This window comes from Streptomyces sp. NPDC029956, from assembly GCF_055574655.1.
Map to the genome: position 1 here is coordinate 41,911 of NZ_JBVHZJ010000055.1, position 15,310 is coordinate 57,220.

15 protein-coding genes and 2 pseudogenes are annotated in these 15,310 nt (G+C 67.8%); 7 read left to right on the top strand and 10 right to left on the bottom strand.

The window, feature by feature from the left end; translation table 11 throughout:
• Nucleotides 1–1,728 precede the first annotated feature (1,728 nt).
• Together uvrA and ACZ4XX_RS32115 are read left to right on the top strand one after the other, a co-directional pair.
• The gene (gene uvrA / locus ACZ4XX_RS32110) at nucleotides 1,729–4,197 is read left to right on the top strand and encodes an excinuclease ABC subunit UvrA (RefSeq protein WP_468511377.1); all 2,469 of its coding nucleotides are present in this window, start codon (nucleotides 1,729–1,731) and stop codon (nucleotides 4,195–4,197) included.
• 115 nt (nucleotides 4,198–4,312) lie between these two features.
• A pseudogene (locus tag ACZ4XX_RS32115) lies at nucleotides 4,313–5,114 on the top strand (IS5 family transposase).
• Nucleotides 5,115–5,120: 6 nt separating this feature from the next.
• Here the strand turns inward: ACZ4XX_RS32115 and ACZ4XX_RS32120 are convergent.
• Nucleotides 5,121–5,525: a CbrC family protein gene (locus ACZ4XX_RS32120; protein WP_468511394.1), complete on the bottom strand. Its 405-nt coding sequence runs from the start codon at nucleotides 5,523–5,525 to the stop codon at nucleotides 5,121–5,123.
• The gene (locus ACZ4XX_RS32125) at nucleotides 5,464–5,652 is read right to left on the bottom strand and encodes a CbrC family protein (RefSeq protein ID WP_468511378.1); all 189 of its coding nucleotides are present in this window, start codon (nucleotides 5,650–5,652) and stop codon (nucleotides 5,464–5,466) included. The genes ACZ4XX_RS32120 and ACZ4XX_RS32125 overlap by 62 nt, the downstream gene beginning before the upstream one ends.
• Nucleotides 5,653–6,088: 436 nt before the next feature.
• Here ACZ4XX_RS32125 and ACZ4XX_RS32130 point away from each other — a divergent pair, with 436 nt between their 5' ends.
• Nucleotides 6,089–6,508 carry a hypothetical protein gene (locus ACZ4XX_RS32130; protein ID WP_468511379.1) on the top strand — a complete coding sequence of 140 codons (420 nt, stop codon included), beginning with the start codon at nucleotides 6,089–6,091 and terminating at the stop codon, nucleotides 6,506–6,508.
• 275 nt (nucleotides 6,509–6,783) lie between these two features.
• Here the strand turns inward: ACZ4XX_RS32130 and ACZ4XX_RS32135 are convergent, their stop codons facing one another.
• The 6 genes from ACZ4XX_RS32135 to ACZ4XX_RS32160 all read right to left on the bottom strand — a co-directional run bounded on the left by ACZ4XX_RS32135 (nucleotide 6,784) and on the right by ACZ4XX_RS32160 (nucleotide 10,604).
• Nucleotides 6,784–6,921, bottom strand: a complete 138-nt coding sequence (locus ACZ4XX_RS32135) for a hypothetical protein (protein WP_468511380.1) — start codon at nucleotides 6,919–6,921, stop codon at nucleotides 6,784–6,786.
• A 127-nt stretch (nucleotides 6,922–7,048) separates the two neighbouring features.
• Complete coding sequence (locus tag ACZ4XX_RS32140) at nucleotides 7,049–7,585, bottom strand: hypothetical protein (protein ID WP_468511381.1); 537 nt, start codon at nucleotides 7,583–7,585, stop codon at nucleotides 7,049–7,051.
• A 101-nt stretch (nucleotides 7,586–7,686) separates the two neighbouring features.
• Nucleotides 7,687–8,097, bottom strand: a complete 411-nt coding sequence (locus ACZ4XX_RS32145) for a DUF5959 family protein (RefSeq protein WP_468511382.1) — start codon at nucleotides 8,095–8,097, stop codon at nucleotides 7,687–7,689.
• Between the two features lie 111 nt (nucleotides 8,098–8,208).
• Nucleotides 8,209–9,378 (bottom strand): hypothetical protein, encoded by a 1,170-nt coding sequence (locus ACZ4XX_RS32150; protein ID WP_468511383.1) that lies wholly within the window; start codon nucleotides 9,376–9,378, stop codon nucleotides 8,209–8,211.
• Nucleotides 9,379–9,790: 412 nt separating this feature from the next.
• Nucleotides 9,791–10,294 carry a peptidylprolyl isomerase gene (locus tag ACZ4XX_RS32155; RefSeq protein WP_468511384.1) on the bottom strand — a complete coding sequence of 168 codons (504 nt, stop codon included), beginning with the start codon at nucleotides 10,292–10,294 and terminating at the stop codon, nucleotides 9,791–9,793.
• A gap of 73 nt (nucleotides 10,295–10,367) precedes the next feature.
• Nucleotides 10,368–10,604 carry a hypothetical protein gene (locus ACZ4XX_RS32160; RefSeq protein WP_468511385.1) on the bottom strand — a complete coding sequence of 79 codons (237 nt, stop codon included), beginning with the start codon at nucleotides 10,602–10,604 and terminating at the stop codon, nucleotides 10,368–10,370.
• 86 nt (nucleotides 10,605–10,690) lie between these two features.
• Here ACZ4XX_RS32160 and ACZ4XX_RS32165 point away from each other — a divergent pair, with 86 nt between their 5' ends.
• From ACZ4XX_RS32165 to ACZ4XX_RS32180, 4 genes and pseudogenes are all read left to right on the top strand, one after another.
• Entirely contained in the window at nucleotides 10,691–11,263 is a 573-nt protein-coding gene (locus ACZ4XX_RS32165) for a VOC family protein (protein ID WP_468511386.1), read from the top strand.
• On the top strand, nucleotides 11,250–12,083 hold the full coding sequence (locus ACZ4XX_RS32170; RefSeq protein WP_468511387.1) for a MerR family transcriptional regulator: 834 nt from the start codon (nucleotides 11,250–11,252) through the stop codon (nucleotides 12,081–12,083). The genes ACZ4XX_RS32165 and ACZ4XX_RS32170 overlap by 14 nt, the downstream gene beginning before the upstream one ends.
• Before the next feature lie 502 nt (nucleotides 12,084–12,585).
• Entirely contained in the window at nucleotides 12,586–13,137 is a 552-nt protein-coding gene (locus tag ACZ4XX_RS32175; protein WP_468511395.1) for a tellurite resistance TerB family protein, read from the top strand.
• 135 nt (nucleotides 13,138–13,272) lie between these two features.
• Nucleotides 13,273–14,001, top strand: a pseudogene (locus tag ACZ4XX_RS32180) (IS5 family transposase).
• Between the two features lie 10 nt (nucleotides 14,002–14,011).
• On the opposite strand, the gene ACZ4XX_RS32185 reads toward ACZ4XX_RS32180, so the two are convergent.
• Both ACZ4XX_RS32185 and ACZ4XX_RS32190 read right to left on the bottom strand, forming a co-directional pair.
• Nucleotides 14,012–14,407, bottom strand: a complete 396-nt coding sequence (locus ACZ4XX_RS32185) for a hypothetical protein (RefSeq protein ID WP_468511388.1) — start codon at nucleotides 14,405–14,407, stop codon at nucleotides 14,012–14,014.
• A 69-nt stretch (nucleotides 14,408–14,476) separates the two neighbouring features.
• Nucleotides 14,477–15,310 (bottom strand): IS630 family transposase (locus ACZ4XX_RS32190; protein WP_468511389.1); only part of this gene is annotated, 834 nt, incomplete at its 5' end.

Consider the following 15,310-nt stretch of genomic DNA (forward strand, 5'->3'; position numbering starts at 1 on the left):
TACTTCTCCCTGGACCGCGGACAGCTCGACGGGCTGGTGCTGTTCTTCCTGTACGGCGATCCGGACATCGGGAACATGTACGTGATGACGCGTGGGACAGGGACAGGGGAGACAACCTGTCGTCGATCGCTGCGACCGGCACGGCCGCTTCGAAATGAACCGTCGGTTTGTCGCAGCGCATGGCGGCAGCGCGGTTCCTCTTGAGGTGGTTGATCCCGCACTCGACGGCATGGCGCTCGCGGTGGCCGTCCAGGTCGTAGCGCCGCGCCGACCGCCGCGGGTGACGGTCACGGTCTGCCCCCGACCGCATGCGTGTTTGCCTGCCGGGAGGCGGGGCGAAGGCATGAGCCGGACTTCCTCGGGCACCCGAACGAGGAGGGACTTCCATTCCTTCCGAAACAGGGAGCTGGTGTGATCATGGGAAGCGACGTACGGACTCGGCCGCGCCCGTCGCAGCCGCAGCCGGCGCCCGTTGAGACGCCCCGCCCTTTCCGACCGGTCGGCACCACCGCCGACCCCGGGCCCGAACGCCGACGCGAAGAGGTGACCATGGGTACGCCGCCCAATGATCCGGTCCCGCCGAGCCCCACCCCGACACCTGGGCCCGGTCCCGGCCCGCAACCGGGCCCCGTACCCGGTCCGGTGCCCGGGCCGGGTGGTCCTGACCCCGTGCCGCCGACTCCGCCGCAGCCTGGGCCGGATCCCCAGCCGGGCGGTCCCCGCCCGGAGCCGGGGCCCCATCCCGGTCCACTGCCCGGTCCGGTACCCGCGCCTGAGCCGCTCACCTGACGGCCGGAGCAGCCCCGGTGCATCCTGTGCAGATCAGGGCGGGTCTGGTGTCCTGAGTCGCTGATTCGGCGGTCGTCCGAGGCGAGGGCTCGACAGGGGCTGCCAGTGGCGAGGTCGGGCATGACGTGCAGCCGCCGGTCAGGGTGTGACGCTCAGTGCCCACACGCCCGCTCCTCCAGCCTGAACCGCGAAGCCGAATCAACGGCTTTCAGCTCGCGAGGGAGCGGTTGCTCGAAGTCCATCGCCTCATGCTGCCCGACAGCACCCCACGACGAGGAACCGACCCCAAAGAGTCATTCCGTACGACTCCGACGTGGACTCGGGCGTCTTCTGCGTGGCGAGCGCTCGGGGGCCGGTGCTGGGTTCCCTCTGTCGTCGGCCCGGGCAGGCGGAGCGGTGAAGGCTTCGTCCCAGGCATCCTCGGCTGTCCGATCTCGCAGCGGTGGCGTGGCCGACGCATGCCATCAGGCGAAGTGCTCGGGCAGGTCCATCCACAGCTTGGTCAAACTGCCGTCCCTGGCCAGACCTGGCGGCGAGTCGATCGGTAAGCTGCCGGGCCATGCGCTGCGCGATCTCCGTCGGCGCATCCGGATCAGCCAGAAGAGTCACGACCATAACGTCCTGAGACGACACCCGCATGACTCCTTACCGCCAGTTACCCTCATGATCGCACGTGGCCGCAGAATGCCCGCCGAGGTAACGCCGACGCCGCGTGACACGCTGGCTCCTGCGGGCAGGCCCAGGCGATCCGGCCGGATCTCCGTGTGCAGCAGCCTGTCCCACCACTGGGCCACGCGGTTGCGTGCGCCATCACGAGCAGGAGCTCGGAGCCCTCGGCCGCCACATCCACGGTCAAGCACTCTCGAATGTTCCCCCAAGGGCGGGCCCGGTGACGGCGCCTGTCGCGCGGTTCGCGGTGCAATCAGGTAATCAGGAACGGTGAACGAGGACGCGACCGACCCCTTCGTCCATGTCAGGGGCGCCGGCGAGAACAACCTGCGGAACATCGATGTCGACGTTCCGCGGAATGCGCTGGTCGCCTTCACCGGCGTCTCTGGTTCGGGTAAGTCCTCGCTCGCGTTCGGCACGCTCTACGCGGAGGCCCAGCGGCGCTACTTCGAGTCTGTGGCACCGTACGCCCGAAGGTTGTTGCAGCAGGTCGGCGCACCGCACGTGCAGGAGATTACCGGACTGCCGCCGGCCGTGGTCCTGCAGCAGCGACGTGGGTCACCCAGCTCGCGCTCGACGGTCGGCACCCTCACCACGCTGTCGAATCTGTTACGCATGCTGTACTCCCGCGCCGGCACCTATCCGCCCCGGGGCGTCCGGCTGGAAGCAGAGTCGTTCTCTCCCAACACGGCGGCCGGAGCCTGCCCGGAGTGCCACGGGCTTGGCGTCGTGCACGACGTCGCCGAAGACCTGCTCGTCCCGGATCCTTCACTGAGTATCCGCGAGGGGGCCATCGCCGCCTGGCCGGGGGCCTGGCAGGGCGCCAACCTGCGCAGTGTCGTGAGCGGCCTTGGAATCGACATCGACCGACCGTGGCGCAGGCTCAGGAAGAAGGACCGGGACTGGCTGCTGTACACCGACGAGCAGCCCTCCGTATACGTCGAGCCGGAGGAGGGCCGCGTCGACTACGGCTACCAGGGGAAGTTCTGGAGCGCCCGCAAGCACGTCATGCACGTCCTCGCCGACTCCAAGAGCGAGAAGACGCGCGAACGGGCGCTGCGGTTCGTCAGCAGCGTGCCCTGCCCCGCGTGTCAAGGCAGCGGACTGCGGCCCGAGGCGCTCGCCGTGACCTTCGCCGGACGTTCCATCGGCGAAATCAACGCGATGCCGCTCACCGAGGTCGTGGCGCTGCTGCGACCCGTCGCGGGGCAGCCCGAGGCCGACGCCACCACGTCGACCGCCCGCTCAGGGGAGACGACCGAGGTCGCGGTCCGGATCTGCGGCGACCTCGTCGCGCGAATCGAGGTACTGCTCGACCTGGGCCTGGGATATCTCAGTCTCGGGCGCCGCTCGACGACCCTGTCGCCGGGCGAGGCGCAGCGCCTGAGGATCGCCACCCAGCTGCGCTCGGGGCTGTTCGGCGTCGCCTACATCCTCGACGAACCCTCCGCGGGGCTGCACCCGGCTGACGCGAAACCTCTGCTGGAGGTGCTGGACCGCCTCAAGGCGGCGGGCAACTCGCTGTTCGTCGTGGAACACGACATGGACGTGGTACGGCGGGCGGACTGGGTGGTCGACATCGGTCCCGGCGCGGGTGAGGGCGGCGGACGCGTGCTGTACAGCGGCCCGGTCGCCGGTCTGGAGCGGGTCGAGGAGTCGCCCACGGGCCAGTACCTGTTCGGGCGCGTCCAGCCGCTCGATCGCCGGCCGCGCACACCGCACGGCTGGCTCCACCTGCGCGGCGTCTCCCGGCACAATCTGCACGACGTGTCCGTCGACGTGCCGCTCTGTGTACTGACGGCGGTGACGGGCGTGTCCGGTTCCGGGAAGTCGACGCTGGTGACGCAGGTACTCGCCGAGGTCGTCCGCGACCACCTCGGACTCGTACCCGAGGAGCCCGCCGAGGCGCAGCTGGAAATCGACGTCCAGGACGCGTCGGGGGTCGAGTCGTTCGACCGGCTGGTCCGCGTCGACCAACGGCCCATCGGCCGAACACCCCGGTCCAACCTCGCCACGTACACCGGGATGTTCGACGCGGTGCGCAAGCTGTACGCGGCGACAGACGAAGCCAGGGCACGCGGCTACTCGGCCGGGCGGTTCTCCTTCAACGCGCCCGAGGGGCGGTGCGAAACCTGCCAGGGCGAAGGATTCGTCGCGGTGGAACTGCTGTTCCTGCCCGGCACATACGCCCCCTGCCCGACCTGCGAGGGCGCCCGGTACAACGCCGAAACACTGGAAGTCACCCACCGCGGCAAGAACATCGCGGAAGTACTGGCGCTGTCCGTCGACGCCGCCGCCGAGTTCCTGTCCACCGTCCCCGCCGCCTCCCGCAGTCTGGAGACGCTGCGTGAGGTGGGACTGGGGTACCTGCGGCTGGGCCAGCCCGCGACGGAACTCAGCGGAGGTGAGGCGCAACGCATCAAACTGGCCACCGAACTGCAACGAGCCCGCCGCGGGCACGCCCTCTACCTGCTAGACGAGCCGACGGCGGGTCTGCACCCCTCGGACATCGCGCTACTGCTGCGGCAGCTGCACCGCCTCGTCGACGTCGGCAACACCGTCGTCGTTGTCGAACACGACCTGGACACGATCGTCACCGCAGACTGGGTCATCGACCTCGGCCCGGGAGGCGGCGACGCGGGCGGGCGGGTGGTCGCGGCGGGCCCGCCGGCCAAGGTGGCGAGGGCTCGGCGCAGCGCTACTGCGCCCTATCTCGCGGCCCGACTGGCGCGCTCCTGACGACAGCGCGAGCGACTGAACACCGGTCAGCTCCATGCGGCCCCCGCCGGTGTGCGACCGCTCTACCGCACGGCGGACAGGAGTAAGAAGTCATCTCATTCGGCCGGTCGGTAGGCTGCGGGCCTTGGTGGGGATCGTTGAGCGGCTGGTGCCGGACGAGTTGTGGGAGCTGTTCCAGCGGGTGGTGCCGGAGGCTCCTTCGCGGCCTCACGGTGGTGGCCGGCGTCGGCATGGCGACCGGGAAGTGCTGGCCGCGATCGTGTTCGTGGCGACGTCGGGCTGCATGTGGCAGCAGTTGCCGTCCGCGTCGTTCGGGCCGTCGGGCGCGACGGCTCACCGGCGTTTCGCCGAGTGGACGAAGGCCAGGGTGTGGGTCAAGCTCTACCGCCTGGTCCTCGACCAACTCGGGACCCGAGGCGAGCTGGACTGGTCCCGCTGCGCGATCGACTCGGTGAACATGCGGGCCTTGAAAAGGGGGACCTGACAGGGCCGATCCTGTGGACCGGGGCAAGTACGGCTCGAAGATCCATCTGATCACTGAGTGGACCGGTCTGCCCATCTCTGTCGGGATCTCGGCGGCGAACCTGCACGACAGTCAGGCTCTGATTCCGCTGGTGAAGGGCATACCGCCGATCCGCTCCCACCGCGGACGCAGGCGGCGCAAGCCAGGCAAGCTCCACGGCGGCAAGGGCTACGACTACTCCCACCTGCAGAGATGGTTACGCCAGCGCGGTACCACCCACCGCATCGCCCGCAAGGGTGTCGAGTCCTCGCAGCGGCTGGGCCGTCATCGCTGGACCGTCGAGCGCACCATGTCCTGGCTCGCCGGCTGCCGACGCCTCGACCGACGCTACGAACGCAAAGCCGCCCCCTTCCTCGCCTGCACACTTATCTGCTACCGCAGACTGACGACGTAGCCATTCCTACGATGCGTCGACGTAGGCGAGGTGGATCCCGCAGACCGTGCAGCGGAAGAGCATGGCGGTCGCAGACTCACCCAGGTGGGCCAGAAACTGCTCAAGCTCGGCCTCGTCCCGCCAGCCGTGGAGGCGCATCTCGGCCCGCAGCTGGGCGAGAGCGTCAGGACGCGCGGCCAGCTCGGCATATCCGACTTCACCTACGTAGGCGGCTGCGGTCTGGCAGTGGACGAGCCAGTGGGGATCCTGCCAGGCACGGAAGCCAGGGGTGCGGCGGGTGACCTCATGCACGACGTCTTCGCTGACACCGTCGAGCCCGACGGAGTCGGCGAACTCGCCCGCGAACCGTTCAGCCGCGCTTCCGTCCGCGGTACACCACGGACAAACGCCCGCCCACCTCGCGGGTCGTATAGAAGTTCGCCGTGTAGATCCAGCCCCTGTCACGCTGGCAGCAAGCGCATATCTCGGCGGCCTCGCGGATGGACCCACTTGCGACGGGATTCGGGTGGTAGCGAAAGAACGGCAGGCTGGCGCTCATCGCAGCCTGCCAATCTGCACCCGTATATCCACAACCACTGATCCCATGGCAGACAGTCTCCCCGCGGGGTCGGCCCGCGATCAAGGGCCGACGTCGTCTCTAGCTCAACCAAATGAGATGACTTCTAAAGCGCACATGCTTCGGCGAACCTGTGCCAGGCAGCGCCAAAACGGGACGGGTTCAGCCTTGGTGGGGCGGGCGATCAGTCGTCGGCAAAGGAGAGACATACTGCGCGTGGCTCCAGGACCACCTGGTTGTCGGTATAGCAATCTGCCTGCCGGGTGCCGACCTCGACTGCACAGCCCGCGCATACGAGGTTCAGACCATCGGTGCCAGAAGGGCCCCGCAGCACCCGTTCGATCGCATGATGTCGGGTGCCGTTTTGTGCCGATCGCGTCGTCAGGGTGCACGGTGAATCTGCAGATCGAACACTGCCATGACCAGCGAATTCGCCGCGTCTGTCATGCATCGGCAGGCGAACCGGGTCGACGTGGTCGGCGAGACAGATCACGGCGGCATAGGAGGCCTGTGCTCAGGCGGGGCGGCAGGCCTCACACACGTGGTTGTCGATCGCGGCCAGCAAATCCTGAGCCGCTGCCTGTACGTCGGGATCTCCGTCACCGGCCAGCCTGTCTGCCAGGCCTCGGCCATCGAGCACGGTCTGGTGGGCCGCGAACTGAACGTCGAGCCGCGGAGGATTGGCCTGTTCGAGGATCGTCACGAGCAGCTGGATCACACCGGAGCGCCTGGCGACGGAGTCAGTCACCGCGAGATCCCACAGGAACGGAACCGCCTCGGCAGTCGCGTCGAAGACGGACAGCTCACCGAGCCAGAGCCCAAGATCACTCAACGCTGAAGCGCCGGTTCGCGCATCGCCCCACGCCACCCGTGACAGTCGACCCGGGACCTCTTCCGCTGATCCATACGCGTGCGTCAGCTCGTGCCACCGAACGCGGTTCATGCCCTTGAGGATCGTCCCCACCACACCCCCCCGTTCTATCGACGCCAGCGAGGCCGAGCGCCCCCATTCCACCTCACGGAGCACATCGACCGTGAGCCCGCCTGGAGGGCGTTCCCGGAACTCGCCAACATCTCACCCACCCCCGAGGCCAGAACGTTCTCCAAACCGGCCTACGTACGTTCTTCGTTCTCACCTACGTAGCCAACGCGGGTGACGGTCAGCGTCGGTGAATCATTGCCCATGCACAGCAGCGCCGCCGCGAACGCAGCCACGCTGAACTCAAGGCTTGGAAGGATGGCTTTGTTCATGAGAACGGACAGCAGATGTTCACCACTCCAGGAGGCGGCAGGCGCACCGAAGGGTTCGAGCAGAGCGTGAGTCGAACTCGATCTCCGACGACCACGACGCCCCAGTTCGAGATCATGCTGGTTTGACTCATGAGGGCTGAGGCGCCGAGAGCTGCCATCGGCCCGAGTGACCGGGTGGCAGTCCCATGTCGCGCCGGATCGCCGTGTAGTACTTCTCCCGAGCCATTCGCTGCTTCTCGATCTGCGCCAACCACGTGTCAGCGGTACAGCCAGGAGCACGCAGAAGGCCGGCAACCTCCATTACGGTGAGCGCCCACTCGTGCGCAGCCTCTACAACGTCCGGAGAGCCGAGCATCAGCAGCCCTTCTCCGGCTACGGACCGGGAGTCTGCAGCGTCGACCAGCAGGGGAGTTACCTCTGCGGCCGGCAGGGGGTGTGGATAGCCGTCGTGGCCGAGATGTGCTGCGACGCGACGATGGAGCGTGACGGTCTTCTTCAGCGTCAGCGCGTAGTCGGTGTAGGCGGCCAGCTGCTGCTCCTGCCGTCGGGCTGCGTGCTCCCGACGGAACCTCGCCCGATCGCCACGCATGACCACCACGTACGAGCCGAAGGCTCCGATCATCACCCCAAGCAGGGCCGGGAGTTGCTTTATGAAGTCTGACATCGCCGCATGGTAGTGCCCCGAAGATCCGAAGACGGCAGCCGTCTCAACTCTTGCTCCGTGCTCTTCACTGACGAGCAGGCGGAAACACTCCCCATTGCTCCCTACGCTGACTTCATCGGAACCCAGTAGTCCATCACCTGCTGCAGACGCTCCCGATGGTCAGCAATCCAGTCGTCCGGAGGAACGATCGGTACCCGCACGGTGACCATAGACCCCGACTCGTCCTCCACGACCACTTCGGGACAGTCGCGCTCGCCAGCAAGTTGGATGAAGATGGACGGACCGTTGCTCATCTCCATCCAGGCCACGTCCTCGCCGGCGTCGAGCCCGTTCAGCGCATCCGCCCAGCTCTCCAGCTTCGAGGCATACAGGACCAAGTCGATACGGCCGGACACGAAAGGTGTCCTGACCACGATCTCCGCCTCCAGCCCAGCCCCCAGCACATTGACGGTGACGCTGTTCCCCTCGTCATCAGCGAGAAAGATGAGCTCCCTCGGAGCGATGTCGCCCATAGCTTCTCCTCATCGGCGAGTACCGGGCAATCCTCATCCTGTCAGCAGGGCGTCTGCCACCCCATTTCGGTAGGAGTTCTTAGCGACGTGCATAGTCGGCCGATCGGTTCCTTAGGAGACCTTGTAGCAGGTGGTTCGTCCCTCGGAGCCGGTGCCCCGCTTCGGTGGTGCCCACCATGCCCACACGCGGGGGCCGCAGGCCGCCTGGCTGCGGGCCTGTGTGGCGGCTTCGTTCGCGCCGGGCGTGACCTGGTGATGGCCGAGGATGCGGGCGTCGTGGGGGCTGGAGCACGGGACGGTCACCACCTGGCGGCTGCTGCGCTGTCCGGTGGCGAAGTCGACGCAGCCGCCCTTGTGGACCTCGCCGATGTCGTGCACGGTGTCTGCCGCCTTCAGCACGCGGCCGCTGGTGGCGGGGGAGGGCACGCCGGATCCGTATCCGTTGAGGGAGAGGTCCATGGTGAGGGTGGTGAAGCCCGTCAGGTCGCCGTCCTCGCGGAAGGCGTTCTTCACGGTGATCGCGGCACGGGTGAGTCGTCCCTGGGTGTCTACCTCGACGCTGAGGGGGACAGGCGGGCGCAGGGTCGCGCTCGCGCCGGGCAGGACGATGTGGTCGTGCAGGTCGGGCGGGAAGAGCAGCGGCAGCGCGCTCTCGGACAGTTCCGCCCGGTAGGCGCGGCCGCCGGCCGGCGTCTCCCGGTACGAGGTCGCGCTTCCGGCGGTCAGTGCTTCCAGGAGGGTGCCGCCGACGGGGGACTCGCTGCCGCGCAGGAACCCCAGGGGATCGTTGTCGGTGAGCGCGGGGGAGCCGTTGGAGGTGTCTTCGGGGGTGTAGTCGATCCAGTAGGGGGAGGATGCCGCGCGGTAGCGGATCCGCTGACGGTCGACCAGGTAGGTGCCGGAGGTTGCGCCGTCCTCAAGCGCGGGGGTGGATCCGAGGACGGCGGTGCGCACCTTTCCCGGGGTTTTCGCGGGGAGGGTCCAGGAGACCTCGGCTTGCCCGCGGTCGCCGGCGAAGTCCAGGCCGCCGGTCATGGTCCGGACGATGCTGCCCTCTTTTCCTGTGAAGGTCAGTTCCTGGGTGAAGCGCGCCGTCCCTGCTTTCTGCGTCTCGCGGACGGCGAGGAAGACCTGCCGGTCCGTCTTCTGCCCGAAGACAGGGTGGGTGGCGGTCGCCGACGGGGGTGGCGTGGCGGCGTCCTGTCCGCCGGCCGAGCAGGCGGTCAACGGCAGGGAGATGGCGGCGAGGAAGACGGCGGAGCGGACGACTCTTGTGGGCATGCTCAGATGACCGGCGCGCGGGGCGGATGGTTGCCCGCCGTGCGGTCACGAAACGATCAACACAGGCTCAGCCCAGGGCGGCCGGACAAGTACTAAGCCCCCTCCCTCTGCCGGGCCGTGCCGGTGGCTTTTCGATGCCGAGACTGCCCCACGGCGCGCACCTCTCGCGCATCTCCAGGGCGGGGAACTGCTCGAACGCCACCCCCTCCTCCCATTCAGGAGGCTGGGCGTACACCCTCCTGGGCCGAATGGCTTTGTTCACGAGAACGGGAGTCAGATGTTCACGGCTTCGGGAGGCGCCGTAAAGGCCTCGTTCGAATTCCGCTGATGCTGTCGGCCTGGACTGGGCGTTGAAGATGAGGGCGCCTCGGGCCAGTGGACGAAGGCGCCCTCATCGAGTCGTGCGCGGTCCTCAGTCGAGGCGCTTGGTGGACTTGATGAAGATCGGATCGGCGGGAACATCCTGCATGCCCTTGGTGGTCGTCGTGGGGGAGCTCACGATCTGGTCGACCACTTCCATGCCTTTGGTGACCGTCCCGAAGACGGCGTAGCCGACGTCACTCTGGCTTTGGTCGAGGAAGGCATTGTCGACCACATTGAAGAAGAACTGCGAGGTAGCCGAGTCCGGCTTCGAGGTGCGGGCCATGGCCGCCGTTCCCCGGACATTGAGCAGCCCGTTGCCGGCCTCATTGTGGATCGGTGGGTGGGTCTCCTTCTGGACCATCTGCTCGGTGAAGCCGCCACCCTGGACCATGAAGCCAGGGATCACGCGGTGAAAGACCGTGTTGCTGTAGAACCCGCTGTCGACGTACTCAAGGAAGTTCTCCACTGAGACCGACGCCTTCATAGGGTTGAGGGCGATTTCGATGTCCCCGAAGCTGGTCGTCAGCAGGACATGGGGGGTCGTGTCGCTCATGGTTGCTCTCCTGTCGCCGGTGGGTGTCGATCACGCTTGGTAACAGCCTGCGCCATTCACGTAACCCGAGTGCTCAATCCGGCCGCAGCGGCGTGCCTCTCGCCGCGACCGAGGTCTGAGGGGAGGTGCCAGCGTTCGATTCCGTAACGGCAACACTGCCTTCCGAAGTGGTGCTCAAACGCTGCCGCAACTCGTGAACAAGGCCACGGATCTTGAGCCAGGTGCCGGGCCGGAGGGAGTGGTGCTCGGCGAGCCATGCCGCGAACGCCTCGGCCGAATCGAACGCCCTGGTCTCCAGCTCCTGAGTCACCCAGGCAGCCAACCGCACCGACGGGGACGGGGCCGGTCAATCCCGGACTTGACCCTCACGCAACGTGAGGCTGAAAGGTGAAGGTCATGACCGACCAGAACACCAACACCAACGGCAACTACTACGACGCCTTCGAGGTCAGCCCCGTACCCGCCCCTGGCCCCGACGCCGTGCCGCCGGAGCCCTTCCGCGGCATCTACGGCATGCCGGCCTTCGTCACCGTCCCCACCACCGACCTGGCCGCCTCCCTGGACTTCTGGACCCGTGGCCTCGGCTTCTTCGAGCTGTTCTCGGTCCCCGGTACCCTGGTGCACCTGCGCCGCTGGGCATTCCAGGACGTCCTGCTCGTCGCGGCGGACTCGGCCCCCGCCGAGGCCCCGGCGATGGGCGTCAGTTTCGCGTGCGTGCTCGGCCAGATCGACGGGATCGTCGACGCCTGCCGGGCGGTCCGCCCCGACTCCGTCTCGGCCGACAGTCCCAGGGACACCCCCTGGAACACCCGCGACGTCGAGGTGATCACCCCGGAGATGGCCCGGGTCGTCCTCACGGCGGCGAAGCCGTACGACCCCGCGAGCCAGGAGGCGCGAAACCTCGCCGAGATCGGCATCACCGGCCCGACCACCCACCCCGACGAGAATGAGGAGCATGCCCGACACTGACACTGACACAGGCACCGGCCCCGAAGAGACGGACACGGAAGGCCTCACCGTCGGCCAGGTCTCCGCACGCCTCGGCGTCACCGTCCGCGCGCTGCACCACTGGGACGAGATCGGCCTGGCCCGGCCCTCGCTGCGTACGGGAGCCGGGTACCGGCTCTACACCGCCGCCGATCTCGAACGCCTGCACCGCGTCGTCGTCTACCGCGAGATCGGCCTCGGCCTGGACCGGATCCAGGCCGTCCTGGACGACGCCGGCACCGATGTCCCCGCCGCGCTGCGCACCCAGCGCGCCCAGGTCGCGGAACGCGTTGAGCGGCTCCAGCGGCTCGGCGCCGGCCTGGACCGGATGATCGAGGCGCACGAGCGCGGTCTGCTGCTGACCGTCGAACAGCAGGCCGCGATCTTCGGCCCGGACTGGGACCCGGAGGGGCCGGTGAAGGCCCGGCAGCGGTACGGGGACACCCTGCAGTGGCGCCAGTACGCCGAGCGTTCGGCGGCCCGCACGCCCGAGGAGTGGCAGGCGGTCCACGACGCGGTAGCCGCCCTGGACGGCGAGCTCGCGTCCGCGCTGGACGCGGGCGTCGCACCGGGCAGCCCGGAGGCGAACGCCCTCGTCGACCGCCACCGCGCCCTCTTCACCGCGTACTTCCCCCTGACGAGGGAGATGCAGGTCTGCCTGGCCCGCATGTACGCGTCGGATCCGGGCTTCGCCGCGCACTACGACGGCGTTCGCCCGGGTCTCGCGGCGTGGTTCCGTACGGTCGTGGACGCGAGCGCCCGCGCCCACGGCATCGACCCGGACGCGGCCACCTGGCGGTAGGCGGCATGGCCCCGGGATCCGGGAAAGCCGGGGGTGTGGATCACGGTGCCGGGGGCGTGCGGGGATCGAGCGAATGATGGACGTCGTGGGTTCTTCCTTGCTGGGCGTCATCTGCTTTCACCGGTGAGGTGCCGTCTGTGCTGGGCTGCTCCTCACGGCAGGTGTCGTTCGGCTGGTGCAGGATGGTGTCGTTTCGCGGGTAGTTCGGATGGCGTCTGTGTGGCTCAGTCTGGTCCTCGTCCGGTCGTGCTTTTCGGGTCCGTGGTGGTTATGGTCCTCGGGCCTGCCCTGGCGGTACCCGGCCTCCTCGGCGGGGCGCCGGTCCTGCCCGGCTCCCGTCTCGGTCGTCCTCGCCGTTCCGGCCTGCGCCTGCGTCGGGGTGGCATGTGTACTGAGGGCGTCGTGTCAGTCGTGGTGGTGGAACTTCCCCGTGTGGGGAAGGCGTTAGCACGGTGATGTGTGTCCAACGAGGGACGACGTGGCAGAAACTGGGGTGGCACGAGTGGCGATGTGGGATCGGATCAAGGACCAGGCGACCAGAGGTCTGCAGCAGGCCCAAGGGGTGCGTGGCGGTTCCGGTGGCCATGGGCCGTCCGGCGCACGGTCAGGGGGTTCCAGGGCCGAGCTTGTGAGCGCGCTGAAGTCGCAGCTCACGTCGTTGAAGACGGAGCTGAAGAGCGGCGCTTTCCGGGACGCCAGCATGGCCATGTGCGCGTTGGTGGCCGCCGCTGACGGACGGGTCGATCCGGCCGAGCGTCAGCACGTCGAGTCGCTCATCCTCACCAACGACGTCCTTCAGAACTTCCCCGCCGACCAGCTCCGCCAGCGTTTCAACAAGCATGTCGATCAGCTTTCGGCCGGCTTCGTCATGGGCAAGGCGGCGGTGCTTCAGGAGGTTGTCAAGGTGGCGAAGAAGCCCACCGAGGCGCGGGCTGTCATCCAGACCGGCATCGTGGTCGCGGGTGCGGACGGATTCATCGAGCCTGCCGAGGAGCAGATCATCCGCGAGGCGTGCGCTGCTCTTGGCCTGTCGGCGGCGGAGTTCGGCATCTGACCCGCCTACCTCGGTGATGAGACGCGTGGCCGTGTACCTTCCGCTGGCCCGTCGGGTCCTGCGGGTTGTCCCGGTCGACTAGGTCGTGTCCGATGGGTCGTGTGACGCTCCTGCTGGGGACTCGTTCCGTGGGGCATGGGGCGGGGAGATCATTCGGATGAAGAGTGGGCTCGTCTGGAGCCGCACGTGCCAGCGAATCGCGGGCGGGGAGGACGTCGGCAATGCCACCGTCGTGTGATCAACGGGATTCTGTTCCGGCAGCGGACCGGCCTCCCCTGGCGGGACCTGCCTTCCTGCTTCGGTAGTTGGAAGACGGTTCACGATCGTCATCGCAGGTGGTCGGCGGACGGCACGCGGGAGAGAATTCTGCGGGCCGTCCAGGCCGACGCCGATGCCGAGGGCCGGTCGACTGGAGCATGGTCAGCGTCGATTCCACGACCTGCCGCGCTCATCAGCACGCGGCCGGCGCCTCCACTCGTGCCCCGAAGATCCCGGGTCGGCGCAGGAGCCCGGCGCGTCACCGCTCCGAGGCTGGTGGACGACCGCGCACCCGGCCCGACCATGTTGGGGGCGATAAGGCGTACTCGTCACGCCGCAATCGGCGTCACCTGCGCAGGCGCCAGATCAAGCACACGATCCCCGAGCCGCGAGGCCAGAGGGCCAACCGCCAGCGCCGCGGCAGCCAAGGCGGCCGGCCCACGGGGTTCGACAAGGCGATCTACGGCCGCCGCAACGAAGTCGAGCGGACCGTCAACCGGCTCAAGAACTTCCGGGCCGTCGCCACGCGCTTCGACAAGCGCGCGTACGGTCTTCCACGGAACGGTCACCGTGGCCGCTATCCGCCTACGGCTCCGCCCGGAGTGAAGCTTCCCCTTCAGAGGTCCTTGGCACCCGGGTAGTGGTGACGAAGTTCGTTGAGTACGCGCTCGTCGACAGCCCTGACGTCCCACAAGGAACTGTCGAGTTCGGTCAGGACGACCACCAGCTCGTCCCCGGCGAACCCACATGCTTCGGCGTCGATCAACTGGAGGAAGGGGGTCGTCAACGACAACAGCGTCAACGTGTCCATGCCGGAATCGGCGGACCTTCTCTCCATCTCGGCACAGCGAGGATCGACGATCCAGTCGAGTTCGACGCGCCAGGTCAGGTCCAGGCCGAAGCTGCCGAGGCGAACCAGCAGCTCGGCCAGGGTCACGTAGTGCTTTCCGTGCCAGGCGGGAAACGTGATCCCCTTCATCCCCGCCTCTGCTTCGGCTGTGTAGCGCGACATACGACCCCCTTCGTTCAGCGAAGACTAGGCCACAGCCTTGATCGGCTCTCACGACCCATCGGACAGCTCCTAGTGACCTGGTTCGGAGATCCTGTCGCAGTAGCGGCAGATGCGGTCGAGGATCTGGTCGGCGGTCTTGGTCCATTTGAAGGGCCGGGCGTTGTCGTTCCAGACCTTGATCCACTCTTCGAGCGCGGTCTTGAGGTCGTCGAGTGAGCAGAACACTCCCCGTTCCAGGCACCTGCGTTCCAACTCGGCGAACCACCGCTCGACCTGATTGATCCACGACGAATAGGTCGGGGTGAAGTGCAGCTGGAAACGGGGGTGCGCGAGCAGCCATGTGTGCACCACGGGTGCCTTGTGGGCGGAGAGGTTGTCGCAGATGACGTGGACCGCCAGGCCCTTGTCGGTCTGGCGGTCGATCTCGTCGAGGAAGTCACGGAAGTCCACCGCCCGGTGCCGCGCGGACAGCTTGCTGATGACCTTGCCGGTCGCGGTGTTCAGGGCGGCGAACAGGTCGACGGTGCCGTGGCGGACGTAGTCGAAGCTCCGCCGCTCGGGCACTCCCGGGATCATCGGCAGGACCGGAGCGGTCCGCTGAAGGGCCTGGATCTGCGGTTTCTCGTCGACCGCGAACACGACGGCGTTCGCCGGCGGGGCGAGGTAGAGCCCCACCACGTCGCGGATCTTGTCGATCAGGAACGGGTCCGGGGAGATCTTGAACGTCTCGGTCCGCCACGGCTGCAGGCCGAAGGCGTGCCAGATCCGCAGCACACTGGCCGGCGAGATACCCACGACCTTGGCCAGCTCCCGCTTCGACCAGTGCGTGCCCGCGGGAGGTGTCTCTTCAAGGGTGCGGACCACGACGTCTTCGACCTGGGCGTCGGTGATGGTCCGCGGGAC